Annotated in this window: 12 protein-coding genes; 5 read left to right on the top strand and 7 right to left on the bottom strand. The window is 58.5% G+C overall.

Going from position 1 to position 12,152, the window contains the following annotated elements:
• Positions 1-104 precede the first annotated feature (104 nt).
• Genes PEL8287_RS11910 through crcB form a run of 4 tightly spaced genes read right to left on the bottom strand, consistent with a single transcriptional unit; the run spans position 105 to position 2,915 of the window.
• The gene (locus PEL8287_RS11910; protein WP_085892607.1) at positions 105-821 is read right to left on the bottom strand and encodes an ATP12 family chaperone protein; all 717 of its coding nucleotides are present in this window, start codon (positions 819-821) and stop codon (positions 105-107) included.
• Positions 818-1,501 carry an HAD-IA family hydrolase gene (locus PEL8287_RS11905; protein WP_085892606.1) on the bottom strand — a complete coding sequence of 228 codons (684 nt, stop codon included), beginning with the start codon at positions 1,499-1,501 and terminating at the stop codon, positions 818-820. The genes PEL8287_RS11910 and PEL8287_RS11905 overlap by 4 nt, the downstream gene beginning before the upstream one ends.
• A complete protein-coding gene (locus PEL8287_RS11900; RefSeq protein WP_085892605.1) occupies positions 1,498-2,541 on the bottom strand; it encodes an RluA family pseudouridine synthase in 1,044 nt (347 codons plus the stop codon). The genes PEL8287_RS11905 and PEL8287_RS11900 overlap by 4 nt, the downstream gene beginning before the upstream one ends.
• Positions 2,538-2,915 (bottom strand): fluoride efflux transporter CrcB, encoded by a 378-nt coding sequence (gene crcB / locus PEL8287_RS11895; protein WP_085892604.1) that lies wholly within the window; start codon positions 2,913-2,915, stop codon positions 2,538-2,540. Before crcB ends, PEL8287_RS11900 begins: the two co-directional genes overlap by 4 nt.
• A 329-nt stretch (positions 2,916-3,244) precedes the next feature.
• On the opposite strand from crcB, the gene PEL8287_RS11890 reads away from it, so the two are divergent.
• Together PEL8287_RS11890 and PEL8287_RS11885 are read left to right on the top strand one after the other, a co-directional pair.
• Positions 3,245-4,498 carry a glycerate kinase type-2 family protein gene (locus PEL8287_RS11890; RefSeq protein WP_085892603.1) on the top strand — a complete coding sequence of 418 codons (1,254 nt, stop codon included), beginning with the start codon at positions 3,245-3,247 and terminating at the stop codon, positions 4,496-4,498.
• A 58-nt stretch (positions 4,499-4,556) separates the two neighbouring features.
• A complete protein-coding gene (locus PEL8287_RS11885; RefSeq protein ID WP_085892602.1) occupies positions 4,557-4,952 on the top strand; it encodes a hypothetical protein in 396 nt (131 codons plus the stop codon).
• Between the two features lie 75 nt (positions 4,953-5,027).
• Here the strand turns inward: PEL8287_RS11885 and PEL8287_RS11880 are convergent, their stop codons facing one another.
• Together PEL8287_RS11880 and PEL8287_RS11875 are read right to left on the bottom strand one after the other, a co-directional pair.
• Positions 5,028-5,447, bottom strand: a complete 420-nt coding sequence (locus PEL8287_RS11880; protein WP_085892601.1) for a bleomycin resistance protein — start codon at positions 5,445-5,447, stop codon at positions 5,028-5,030.
• A gap of 125 nt (positions 5,448-5,572) precedes the next feature.
• Entirely contained in the window at positions 5,573-6,316 is a 744-nt protein-coding gene (locus PEL8287_RS11875; RefSeq protein ID WP_085892600.1) for an SDR family NAD(P)-dependent oxidoreductase, read from the bottom strand.
• A gap of 54 nt (positions 6,317-6,370) precedes the next feature.
• On the opposite strand from PEL8287_RS11875, the gene PEL8287_RS11870 reads away from it, so the two are divergent.
• Together PEL8287_RS11870 and PEL8287_RS11865 are read left to right on the top strand one after the other, a co-directional pair.
• The gene (locus PEL8287_RS11870; protein ID WP_235862286.1) at positions 6,371-7,603 is read left to right on the top strand and encodes a M20 aminoacylase family protein; all 1,233 of its coding nucleotides are present in this window, start codon (positions 6,371-6,373) and stop codon (positions 7,601-7,603) included.
• Positions 7,596-8,741 (top strand): M24 family metallopeptidase, encoded by a 1,146-nt coding sequence (locus tag PEL8287_RS11865; protein WP_085892599.1) that lies wholly within the window; start codon positions 7,596-7,598, stop codon positions 8,739-8,741. The genes PEL8287_RS11870 and PEL8287_RS11865 overlap by 8 nt, the downstream gene beginning before the upstream one ends.
• Positions 8,742-9,256: 515 nt before the next feature.
• Here PEL8287_RS11865 and PEL8287_RS11860 read toward each other — a convergent pair.
• A complete protein-coding gene (locus tag PEL8287_RS11860; protein WP_085892598.1) occupies positions 9,257-10,597 on the bottom strand; it encodes a UDP-glucose dehydrogenase family protein in 1,341 nt (446 codons plus the stop codon).
• Positions 10,598-10,787: 190 nt separating this feature from the next.
• Between PEL8287_RS11860 and glmM the strand changes: the two genes are divergently transcribed.
• Positions 10,788-12,128, top strand: coding sequence for a phosphoglucosamine mutase (gene glmM, locus PEL8287_RS11855; RefSeq protein ID WP_085892597.1), 1,341 nt, complete (start codon positions 10,788-10,790; stop codon positions 12,126-12,128).
• The last annotated feature ends 24 nt before the right edge of the window (positions 12,129-12,152 follow it).

Below are 12,152 nucleotides of genomic sequence, written 5' to 3'. Positions count from 1 at the left end.
CAAGACCCGGTTCACGAAAAACGATAGCCATTCGGCCTGATTTGGCATGAAAGGTTAGCCATTTTTACTGTGTTCCGTTACGTTACCTGATTTTCCGGCCAACGCTACTGGATTGACCGCGCAAGATCATGAAAGCGTTTGGCATGAAGAAAGTCAGATTCTTTCCTTGCCGCCATTTCGGCGGCTTCTTCGTCTTCGCCCCACTGTTCTTCCTGCCAGATTTCATCAATCCGGGACAGGCGCCAAAGAGTTTCGGGCGAATGCAGGTCATGGGTGGCAGCAAAGCCGATGATCAGCGAGCCGGTCAGACTGACAAGATCGTGAAAGGCTGTGAGCGCAAACGCATCCATTGCGTGCACGCGGGCCGAAAGTCGCTGCAGCGCTGCGCCATCCTGCGGTGCGTGTATGACACCGGTCACCGGGTTCAGACGTACATTCAAAACCGATTCGGCCCAGTCCAGCAGCGGGTCCCAGGCCTCGACCTGCCGGGCAACTAGCGCTTTGGGGCCGTCGGCACGATAACAGGTCAGATCGGCATCGCCATACGCGGCAATCAGGTCGGCCACTTCGGCATGCTGGTGGGTCACCTTGTCGATTGCGGCATTGGCCGAACGGGTGGTCGGCATGGTGGCAGGCGCAATCTGACCTTCCTGCGCATCCCATTCCGCGGCAATTTCCTGCGCCATGGTGCGGGTGGGGACCACCAGCGCCGCCTTGGCCGGCGTCCGGACCGGGCGGTTATCAAGGTGCACAGTATACCCGCCGTCGGCGGGAACGACGTTGACCTCTTTCCAGAAACGTTTGGCTTTCCAGGCGCTCATTGGCTGATTTCCCACAAAGACTCTAGACAGGCCGGCAATTGGCGAAAGTCGTCGATGATCTGGGTGGCCGCACTCAGAACGTCAGCGGCGTGATAGCCCCAGCTTACGCCGATGGCGGGGATGCCGGCAGCGCGGGCCATTTCCATGTCAAAGCTGGTATCGCCGATCATCACCGCATCGCGCGCATCAATCCCGGTTTCCGACAGGGCCGCCCGCAACATCGACGGATGTGGCTTTGACGGGTGGTGGTCAGCAACCTGCTGGGTGGCGAACATATGGCGCAACCCGTGGCCGTCCAGCAGCTTGTCCAGCCCGCGACGGGATTTGCCGGTGGCCACACCAAGAATATTCTCCGGCACCGCATGCAGGGCCCGTAACGTGGCAAGGGCGTGAGGATAAAGCGGTGACGATTCAGCAACGCCGGTTTTGGCGCGCAGGTCCATATAGGCCTCTTTGTACCACGCGACGATCTGCGCGTGCAGGGACACATCCAGCAAGGGGGCCAGCCGGGGGATCGCCACATCCAGCGAAAGGCCGACGATGCCAAGGGTTTCATCCCGCGTCGGCACCGGTTGACCAGCACGTTCAAACGCATGGGTCATGGCACCCAGAATGTCGTTTTGACTATCGACCAGCGTCCCGTCGACATCGAATATAATAAGCCGCAAGGCGCGGGTCATGCCATATCCTCAAGCGGGTCTTCGGGGGCCTCGGAGGGGATCCACTGAAAAGTATCCCAGGTGCGCGCCATATGATCAGGCAAGGGGGCGGTAAGATGCAGGATGGCGCGTGTGACCGGGTGCTCGATCTTGAGCGAGCGCGCGTGCAGATGCAGTTTGCGGCTGATATCACCGCCCAGCTGCGCACCCCAGCCATCCCCAAGATTCTCCTGACCCGAACCACCGTACTTGCCATCGCCAATAATCGGATGGCCGATCTCGGCCATATGCGCACGCAGCTGGTGGGTCCGGCCAGTGACGGGGATCAGCGCCACCCACGAGGTCCGGCTGCCCGCAGCCTCGATCACCGCATAGTCGGTCGTGGCAGTTTTTGCGCCAGGTGTGTTGTCGACGTCGCGGGGGTGCAGGCAAAGCATTTTTTCGCCCTCACCCTTGGCCCCGTGCCCCGGGGCCTTGACCAGCCCGTATTTGATCGTGCCCATGCGTGGATTGGGCACGCCGGCGACGGCAGCCCAGTAGATCTTGCGCGTGGCACGGTGGCGGAAGGCGGCGGTCAGCCCCTTGGCGGCAAGGCGCGTGCGGGCCAGGATCAAAACACCCGAAGTATCCTTATCAAGGCGATGCACCAGCCGCGGTTTTTCTTCCATCCCAAAGCGCAGCGCCTCGGCCAGACCATCGACATGCCGGGTCTGTTTACTGCCGCCCTGCACTGGCAGGCCGGGGGGTTTATTGAGCGCGATGATATCGTCATCGCGGTAGATCACGCAGGACTGGATGAACCTGGCATCAGCGTCCGAAATACGGGTTTGGTCATAGGTTGGCCTCTCACCCGGTTCGGGCAGCGGCGGAATGCGCACCTGCTGTCCCTCGATCAGGCGGGTGTTGGATTTTACCCGGCCGCCATCCACTCTGATCTCGCCTTTGCGGCAAAGTTTCTCGATCCGTGCCTGTCCCAGATGCGGGAAATAATGACGCAGCCAGCGGTCCAGCCGCTGATCGGCGGCATCGGCGGTTACGTTGAACGTTTGTACCCGGCTCATGCCCAGATCCCCCTTGCCAGCCAGACGCCCAGCACCAATGCGGCCAATGAAACCCCGACCGACAGCGCCACATAAGCCGCAGCCGCCGCGAACTGACCCCGCTCAAACAACGTAAACGCCTCAAGCGAAAAGGCCGAGAAAGTGGTGAAACCGCCCAAGACCCCGGTCATCACAAAGGGATTGAGGTACTGAACATCCCGATGAAAGGAATACACCACAAAGACCCCCATCACAAACGATCCAACAATATTGACGAACAAAACCCCTAACGGAAAATTGGTACCGCCCAGACGCAGAATCGCCAGGCCAGAGCCAAAGCGCAGGCAGGCGCCGATTGCGCCACCAAGGGCCACGGACAGAAAGGTCATGAACATAGCCGCGTCTGTCGCGCGCCGCCCCTTGTTTGTCAAGGCGGCGTCGTTGCGTGGCGCATCTCATCCGGCAATTAAAGCAGGATGAAGACTTGGCCAGCCTCCTGCTTTCGCTTTTCCCCAAATACTCATCTGCACCGACTGCCCGACACAGCACCGCCAGTCGATCTGCCCAACGCCGCCCCTCGCGTCAGTCAAAAAAAGAGCGTGCGCCTGCGCACTCCGCTTAACAACGTAAAGGCTGCGGATATGATGCGACAGGTGCCGCGAATGGCCTGTTTCAGACGCCGAAGGGCGGTTAGGGTGAGGCGACGATAAGATAAGGATGCCCGATGCAAGACCCTCTGCCCTTCCTCAGGCGCCTCTTTGACCGTGCGGTCGAGGTAGCCGATCCAATGCAAAGCCTGCACCATGCGCTGCCACCCCGTCCGGGCGGGCGGCTGGTGGTGGTTGGCGCAGGCAAGGCCAGTGCGCGTATGGCCGAGGCAGTCGAGGCGCAATATGGCCCCTGCCAGGGGTTGGTGATCACCCGCTATGGTTACGCCCGCCCCTGCAAGGGTATCGAGATTGTCGAAGCCGCGCATCCGGTGCCCGACGAGTCCGGGCTGCGCGCTACACGGCGGATGCTGGATCTGGTCAGCGGACTGGGCAAAGACGACATGGTGCTGGCGCTGATCTCGGGCGGGGCCTCGGCCCTGTTGGTGCAGCCCGCCGGTGATATTTCGCTGGAAGAAAAACAGGCAGTCAATCAGGCGCTGCTGGCCTCGGGGGCTGCGATCGGACAGATGAACACCCTGCGCAAACATCTCAGCCGGGTGAAAGGTGGTCAGCTGGCAGCAGCGGCGTATCCGGCACGTATGCTGGCGCTGATGATCTCAGACGTGCCGGGGGATGACCCGGCGATGATCGGCTCAGGCCCCACGGTAGGCGATACCAGCACGCCCGCTGATGCGCGGGCAATTCTGGAGCAGCACGGAATTGCCATGCCTGCCTCAGTGCAAGCAGTACTGGAGGGGCCACGACAGGTGATTGACCCCGGCGATGAACGGCTGACCCGGGTGGAGAATGTGATTTATGCCGCCCCCTCGCAATCGCTGGCAGCGGCGGCGGCTTTGGCGCGCGCCGAGGGCGTTGATGTGCAAATGCTCGGTGATGCACTGGAAGGCGAGGCACGGGATGTGGCGCGTGGGCAGGCCGAGATGGCCTGGAAAATACAGGAGGGTCTGGACCCTAGCGATGCGCCGGTGCTGCTGCTGTCCGGCGGCGAACTGACAGTGACCCGGCGCGGCGATGGTGTGGGCGGGCCCAATGCGGAATTTGCGCTAGCCCTGGCTTTGGCGTTGAACGGGACAAACGACATTTATGCCATTGCCTGCGATACCGACGGCGTGGATGGCGCAGCCGAGGTTGCAGGCGCCGTGATCACGCCGGACACGCTGAGCAGAGGCACCGATGCCGCCGAGGCATTGGCACGCAATGATGCGCATGGGTATTTCGGACGGATCGGCGATCAGGTAGTGACCGGGCCAACGCTGACCAATGTCAACGATTTTCGGGCTATTCTTGTTTCACCCACAAGAAACTGAATCGCCAAACGCCATTTGAAATGCAAGAATCTAAGGCCTTACATCCGGAGGATTTCATATGTATCGCAGATTATTCATGACCCTTGCCATGACCGCGTTGGCGTTTCCTGCGCAGGCGGACAACGGCGCAGGGAACAAGCCCCTGGCCATTCAGATAAATGCGGCGCAAATTCAGGAATTGTTGTCCGGGAACACCATTGTTGGTACATGGGCGGGATCAAATTACAGTCAATATTACTTTGAAAACGGGCGCACAATTTATGCCCCCGAAGGCGGGCGGCCTGACGAAGGTAAATGGAGGGTCCGGGCCGACACCAACCAGTATGACAGCTGGTGGCGCAGCACAGACTGGACGCCCTATACGATTGTAATGACCAACGACGGATTTGCCTGGGTGAATGGTGAGAACCTGGAACCTTTCAAAGTGCTGAAGGGCAAGCAGGGTGATTGGTGACAGATGCCGGGCATTCAGGACCCACACCAGCCAACCTGAAATTTGAATTGCACGCTTTTCACGATAGATCAGGGGCTAGATTCTGCGCCAGCCAAGATCTTCGAAGAAACGAAGCAGGTAGCCATCAGGATCCGCAACGATAAACTGCCGGTTCCCCACTTCACCACGATCCTTGCGGTACCATTTATCTTCCGGGCCCAGAAAAATCGGCCATTTGGCGGCCGACAGGGCATCTATCATAGGCTGAATTTGCGGAACTTTGATTTGAAGGTTGAGACCTTTTCCAAAAGGGTATCGTTTCGGCAAATGGCCATCGTCGAAATCCCGTCCAAGGCCGATCTGATCAATCATCAGTTCCGCTCCACCCAGGTTCAAATAACAAAATCCATCTTCCTCGCGTTGATACAGGCATTCAAAGCCAAGGATGTCGCAATAGAACCGCCTTGAAACACGCCAGTCAGATACGGCCAGTTCAGGCACCAGGACATTTCCCAAGATGTAACTCTCCGTTCAGGTTTTCGCAGTGGACTCTGAGGCGTTTTAAACGGTGGGTAACAATGACCCACTAAAGGTCACACATGTCTTTGCGAATGGGAACCCGCCGCACAATTCCCAAAGACCTAGCGCAGTGCCGGCAGGCCGATGCCTGTGGCCTCGAACCCACCATCTGCCGCGATGATCTGACCGGTGACATAGCTGGCCTTGTCCGAGCACAGGAAGGTGATGACCGCCGCAATCTCATCCTCGGTGCCATAGCGGTTAAGCGGAATTGCGTCGTGATAGGCGGCAATGATCTGGGGCGAATGCACCGCCATCGCCAGTTTGGTCGCCACCGGGCCGGGGCAGACGCAATTGGCGCGCACGCCATATTCGCCCAGTTCCACCGCCTGCTGCTGGGTCAGGTGTTTGACTGCCGCCTTCGATGTGCCATAGGCCACCCGCAGGGTTGACGCGCGCAGACCCGAGATTGATGCGATGTTAACGATCGCCCCCTTGGCAGTGCACAGCTTGTCCCGCAGCGCCTGCGACATCAGAAAAACACCATCCAGATTGGTTTCCATCACGGTGCGCCAGCGGGAGAAATCCGTTTCGGCAAGGGGGCCGAAATCAGCCACGCCTGCATTATTCACCAGCGCATCAATGCTCGCGCAGCTTTCCGCCAGATAGGCCGCCATCTGATCGACCTGCCCGGGTTGTGACACGTCGCAGATGACCGAATCGACATCCTTCAGCGGCGTGGCTGCCTTTTCCAGTTCAGGCGCATCGCGATCAATCATGACAACACGCCACCCCTGATCCAGGAACTGTTTGGTAGTGGCCAGCCCAATCCCGCGGGCGGCGCCGGTGACAACGGCAGTTTTCATTGGTTTTCCTCATTCACACCTATTGGGCCAAAGTTTACGCTGGAACGGACGAGGATGACCATAACGCTTGAGCGCAAAAAGGAATTCCGACAGGGTGGCGCCACGAAGGGAGAGACCGCGATGCTCAAGACGACGCAGCTACAAGATGAAATGACCGCCTGGCGGCATGATTTTCACCGCCGGCCTGAATTGCAGTTTGACCTGAACAGCACCTCGGACCTAGTGGTGGATCTGCTGGCCAGCTTCGGGCTGGAGGTTCATCGCGGGCTGGGCCAGACCGGGGTTGTCGGCATTTTGCAGAAGGGCAACGGCACGCGCAGCATCGGCATCCGCGCCGACATGGATGCCCTACCCATTCACGAGGCTAACGCATTTAAATACCGATCACAAACCGACGGGCAGATGCACGCCTGTGGCCATGACGGGCATATGGCCATGGCACTGGGGGCTGCAAAATATCTGGCGAACCACGGCGAATTCAATGGGCGGGCCGTGTTCATTTTCCAGCCCAACGAGGAATTTGGCGAAGGCGCCGCCGCGATGATTTCCGATGGCCTGTTCACGCAATTCCCGGTGGATGAGGTATTTGGCATGCATAATATTCCCGGCATGCCGGTGGGCCATTTTGCCACCCGCGCCGGGCCGATCACCGCAAGCGAGGCGCTGTTCGAGATAAAGATCACCGCGCGAGGGGGGCATGCCGCCCTGCCCCATATGGGTGTCGACGCGATTACCGTTGGGGCCGAGGTGGTGGGCGCCTTGCAAACCATTGTCGCCCGCAAGCTGGACCCGGCGCAAAATGGCGTCGTGTCTGTTACTGAATTTATCACCGACGGCAAACGAAATGTCCTGCCCGGAAGCGCCACCTTAAGCGGCGATGCAAGGGCGCTGACACCTGAAACGAATACGGGGATCGAGGCGTCGATGCGTATGATCGTCGATGGGATATGTGCCGCCCACGGGGTAAGCGGCACGGTCAGCTATAACACGATCTTTCCACCGACAATCAACGCGTCCGGCGCGGCCCGGGCTGCTGTTGAGGCGGCTCACGGAGTGGCCGACAGGGTGGATGGCGATTGCCCTCCCAAACTGTTCTCGGAAGATTTTGCGCATATGGCCAATGCGGTGCCGGGGGCTTTTGTGCTGATGGGCAACGGGGTTGAAGGCAGCTTTGCCCGACCGCTGCATTCGGCTGATTATGATTTCAACGACGCCGCCCTTGTCCCGGGGTCATCCTATTGGGTTTCACTGGTCGAGCAGCAATTACAGGGCGATCCCGATGTATGAAACACGCATGGCAGCATTGCGGCGCCGGATGGCCGAGGCGGGTATTGATGTTGCTTTGATCACTGATGACGACAACGTTTATTACCTGACCGGCTACTACGATTACCTGCATATGGAATTTGGCCGCCCGACAATCCTTATGGTGTCGCGCGATGGCGATACGCTGCTGATCACCCCAACAATCGACCTTGTGATGGCCGAAGCCGCTGCACAGGTGGATCGCGTCGCGCCGTGGAATGATGGTGCGGGGAATGAATGGCGCGAAGAGCTGCCTGCCGCCCTGTCTGGCACTGCGCGTGTCGCGATTGAACCGGATCATATGCCACCATTGGTGCGCGGCTATGTGGACACGCTGGTTGACGCAGCAAAGCTGGGCAATGTGACGCCCATTCTGGCCGATATGCGGATGATCAAAACCGGGCCCGAGCTGCAACAGGCGCGTCACGCCGGTGAGGTGGCCACGGCAATGATGGCCGCAGGCCGCGCGGCCATTGGCGATGGCGTACCGGAATACGAGGTGGCAATCGCGACCTCTCAGGCGGGCACGCGCAAAGCGGCCGAACTGCTGGCGGCGCATTACGTTGACGCCGACATGTCACCCAATACCCATTTCCTGCAGATCATGGCGTCGGGGGATACGATCACCAAAACCCATCACCGCGCCACCACGCGGGTTATGCGACACGGCGAACCGGTTTTCCTGTGCTTTTGCGGTATGACCAATTTTCACCGCTTCAAGCTGGGGTTTGACCGGACCTTCTGGATTGGTGAGATTGCGGATAAATCACAGGCTGCGGTCTATGAGGTGGCTTTGGCCAGCCAGCAGGCGGCATTGAAGGCGTTGCGCCCCGGTGTGACGGCGGAAAGCGTGCACACGGCCTATGCCGAGGTTATTCAGGGTGCGGGGTATGATTACCCGTTTCGATGCGGGCGGGCGACGGGGTATAGTTTTCTTGAAAAACCCCAGCTGGTAACCGGGGATAAAACCATTCTGCAGCCGGGTATGGTGCTGGCGGTGGATGGATCGGTTTCGGTTCAGACATTCCGCGCGCAGGTAGGGGATAGTTTTATCATCACCGAAGACGGCTATGAGCAGATCACACAGCATCCGAAAACGATTGAAGATATCATTCTTTGAGATACGATTTTTATGTGACCAAAAGCGCCAATGACCGCTGTGAGCCCAATGCGGTCCAAATTGCTTTTCCTCACCGCGCGAGGTTGGCAATTGATTTAATTGGAATTTCGACGCGCCAAAAATTCGAGAAATATCCCTACAGCTAGCGAGCCAAGAGCTATCATGTAGGGTAGATTTAAGACCCACTCACCAAAGCTGTGTGCCGCGAATGCAGCTTGATAAGTGTAGAGGATCAATATACCGCGACCAAATTCTAAAACAAAATTAGGGAGGTAATCTTCAAAGTAGCCGCCCAAAACAAATAGAGCAGGAATTGCCAGCATAGTTGAACCAAGCAATACCAGCGACCCGCCATTATAACTCCTAAAACGGAAGCGAAACACATAATCCTCGCGACGCAGCCTCTTTTCGACAAAGTATCAGAGATGGCGATGAATGCTTTGACTTACGTCAACAAAAGGAAGCCGGGAACTTCCTCTTCGTCCGCATAACAACCCTGCCCTTTCAGGTAAAATTCAGTCGTTGCCCTTTTCGGATGCGCGCTCAAACCCGGCGCGGCCGACGCTTTCGTAAGCGTCGAACCCGGCGCGTTTGGCGTCTTTTACCGAATAGATGTTGCGCAGGTCGGCAAGGTGCCGGGTGGCCATCTTTTTGGCGATGCGTTTGAGATCAAGCGCGCGGAATTCGTTCCACTCGGTCAAAATAACCAGCAGATCGGCATTGTTGGCGCATTTATAAGGATCCTCAACCCACGAGACGCCGGGCAAAAGGGCCTCACCCTCGTGGCGGCCTTGGGGGTCGGTCACCCGCACCTTGGCACCTCCGCCCACCAGTGCGGGGATGATGGTTAACGCCGGGGCGTCACGCATATCGTCGGTGTTGGGCTTGAACGTCACGCCCAGAACGCCGACGGTTTTGCCGTTGAAAGAGCCGCCGCACAGATCCAGCAGCTTGTCGATCATCCGGCGCTTGACCTCTTCGTTGATCTTGATCACCGTTTCGGTGATCTGCATCGGCAATCCGTGCTCTTGGCCAATCCGCGCCAGCGCCTTGGTGTCCTTGGGAAAACAACTGCCGCCATACCCTGGCCCGGCATGCAGGAACTTGTTACCGATACGGCCATCAAGGCCAATGCCATGGCTGACCTGCTTTACGTCTGCACCAGTTCGCTCACAGAGCGCAGCGATTTCATTGATGAAGGTAATCTTGGCCGCCAGAAAGGCATTGGCGGCATATTTGATCATCTCGGCGCTTTCCAGATCGGTGGTCAGAATCGGAAAGTCGCGCAGATAGAGAGGGCGGTAAACCTCGTTCATGATTTCGGCGGCGCGCTCGGACTGGACGCCAACAACGACGCGGTCGGGCTTCATGAAATCGTCAATGGCTGCCCCTTCGCGCAGGAATTCGGGGTTTGAGGCGACGTCGAAATCCAGATCAGGGTTGGCCTTTTTGACCACCTGCTTGACCTGACGATTGGTGCCCACAGGCACGGTGGATTTGGTAACGATGACGACATAGTCGCTGGCAATCTGAGCAATCTCTTCAGCGGCGGCCATCACATAGGTCAGGTCAGCATGTCCGTCACCCCGCCGCGTAGGTGTCCCGACCGCGATAAAAATGGCTTCGGACCCCTTGATCGCCGCAGCCAGATCGGTGGTAAACGACAAACGACCAGCCTCGACATTCCTGGCCATCAGCTGATCAAGGCCGGGTTCGAAAATCGGAACTTCTCCGCGTTCAAGCATCGCGATCTTGTCGGGATTTTTGTCAACACATACCACGTCGTGACCGAAGTCGGAAAAGCAAACACCAGAAACAAGCCCGACATAGCCCGTTCCGATCACTGCAATTTTCATAAAATCCGCCTTTTGAATTCCAACCTAGCCTTGGCCTTTAATGCGGTCACCCCGCACATTAGTCAACATACCGGACCTCCGGGAAAGCATCGGTGTTGCAGGTATTGGACAGGCACGATCGTGGCGGTTAAGAGTCGGAGTCAACAAGGTCCCGGTCGGGCCCGGGCAGGACACGAGTAGGAGTAACCCGATGTCACAGAAACTCTTTGGCACGGATGGCGTTCGCGGGCGTGCCAACAGCTGGCCGATGACAGCGGATATGGCTTTGCGTCTGGGCGCTGCCGCCGGTCGGTATTTCCGACGTGACCAGCAGGAACACCGCGTGGTGATCGGCAAGGATACGCGCCTGTCAGGTTACATGATCGAATATGCCCTGACGGCCGGATTTACCTCGACCGGCATGAATGTATTTTTGCTGGGGCCGGTGCCGACGCCTGCGGTGGGCTATCTGACCAACAGCCTGCGCGCCGATGTGGGCGTGATGATTTCGGCCAGTCACAACCCCGCCAGCGACAATGGCATCAAACTGTTCGGCCCGGATGGTTTCAAACTGAGCGATGAGGCTGAAGCGGGGATCGAATCCATTTTGGCCAAGGGCGTGACCCCGGCAGCGCCGGAAAACATCGGTCGTGCCAGACGGTTCGATGATGCGCGCGGGCGCTATGTTGAATATGCCAAAACCACCTTCCCACGCGGCAAGCGGCTGGATGGGCTGCGGATCGTGGTGGATTGCGCCAACGGAGCCGCTTATCGCACAGCGCCCGAAGTGCTGTGGGAATTGGGCGCCGAGGTGATCGCCATGGGGATCGAACCCAACGGGACCAATATCAACCTTGAATGCGGATCGACCCACCCCGAGGCGGCCGCCAAAAAGGTTGTCGAGACGCGTGCAGATATCGGCATTTGCCTGGATGGCGACGCCGACCGCGTGGTTTTGATCGACGAAACCGGCCATGTGGCAGATGGCGACCAGATCATGGGCCTGATCGCCAGCCGCTGGGCCCAGGAGGGCCGGCTGGCCGGCAACACCCTGGTGGCGACGGTGATGTCAAACCTCGGGCTTGAGCGCTATCTGAACGATCAGGGAATCGCGCTGAAACGCACGTCCGTGGGTGACCGCTATGTCGTCGAGGAAATGCGCGCCAACGGACACACACTGGGGGGTGAGCAGTCTGGTCATATCGTGATGACAGACTACGCCACCACCGGGGATGGGCTGATCGGGGCGCTGCAGTTTCTGGCCTGCATGGTTGAAACGGGCCAGAAGGCCAGCAAACTGGCACGTGTGTTCGACCCGGTGCCCCAAAAGCTGATTAACGTGCGCTATGATGCCGGGAAAGCTCCGCTTGAATCGGCTTTAGTACAAGAAGCTATTGCCAAAGGTGAATCCGAATTAAGCAGCGAGGGGCGCCTATTGATCCGCAAGTCGGGAACCGAGCCGTTGATCCGCGTCATGGGCGAGGCGGTAGATCCGGCGCTGTTGGACAAGGTTGTAAACAGGATTGTGGAAGCGGTAAGGCAAGAAAGCTGATCTTTGGCTCTGTATAAGAAATTG

The organism is Roseovarius litorisediminis, assembly GCF_900172295.1.
GTDB lineage: Bacteria > Pseudomonadota > Alphaproteobacteria > Rhodobacterales > Rhodobacteraceae > Roseovarius > Roseovarius litorisediminis.
This window is presented reverse-complemented; position numbering and strand designations above follow the sequence as displayed.

What these genes read in the sequence shown, in the direction of transcription:
- PEL8287_RS11910 (WP_085892607.1), bottom strand. Translation starts at nt 821, where the DNA reads ATGAGCGCCTGGAAAGCCAAACGTTTCTGGAAAGAGGTCAACGTCGTT.
- PEL8287_RS11905 (WP_085892606.1), bottom strand. Translation starts at nt 1,501, where the DNA reads ATGACCCGCGCCTTGCGGCTTATTATATTCGATGTCGACGGGACGCTG.
- PEL8287_RS11900 (WP_085892605.1), bottom strand. Translation starts at nt 2,541, where the DNA reads ATGAGCCGGGTACAAACGTTCAACGTAACCGCCGATGCCGCCGATCAG.
- crcB (WP_085892604.1), bottom strand. Translation starts at nt 2,915, where the DNA reads ATGTTCATGACCTTTCTGTCCGTGGCCCTTGGTGGCGCAATCGGCGCC.
- PEL8287_RS11890 (WP_085892603.1), top strand. Translation starts at nt 3,245, where the DNA reads ATGCAAGACCCTCTGCCCTTCCTCAGGCGCCTCTTTGACCGTGCGGTC.
- PEL8287_RS11885 (WP_085892602.1), top strand. Translation starts at nt 4,557, where the DNA reads ATGTATCGCAGATTATTCATGACCCTTGCCATGACCGCGTTGGCGTTT.
- PEL8287_RS11875 (WP_085892600.1), bottom strand. Translation starts at nt 6,316, where the DNA reads ATGAAAACTGCCGTTGTCACCGGCGCCGCCCGCGGGATTGGGCTGGCC.
- PEL8287_RS11870 (WP_235862286.1), top strand. Translation starts at nt 6,371, where the DNA reads ATGACCATAACGCTTGAGCGCAAAAAGGAATTCCGACAGGGTGGCGCC.
- PEL8287_RS11865 (WP_085892599.1), top strand. Translation starts at nt 7,596, where the DNA reads ATGTATGAAACACGCATGGCAGCATTGCGGCGCCGGATGGCCGAGGCG.
- PEL8287_RS11860 (WP_085892598.1), bottom strand. Translation starts at nt 10,597, where the DNA reads ATGAAAATTGCAGTGATCGGAACGGGCTATGTCGGGCTTGTTTCTGGT.
- glmM (WP_085892597.1), top strand. Translation starts at nt 10,788, where the DNA reads ATGTCACAGAAACTCTTTGGCACGGATGGCGTTCGCGGGCGTGCCAAC.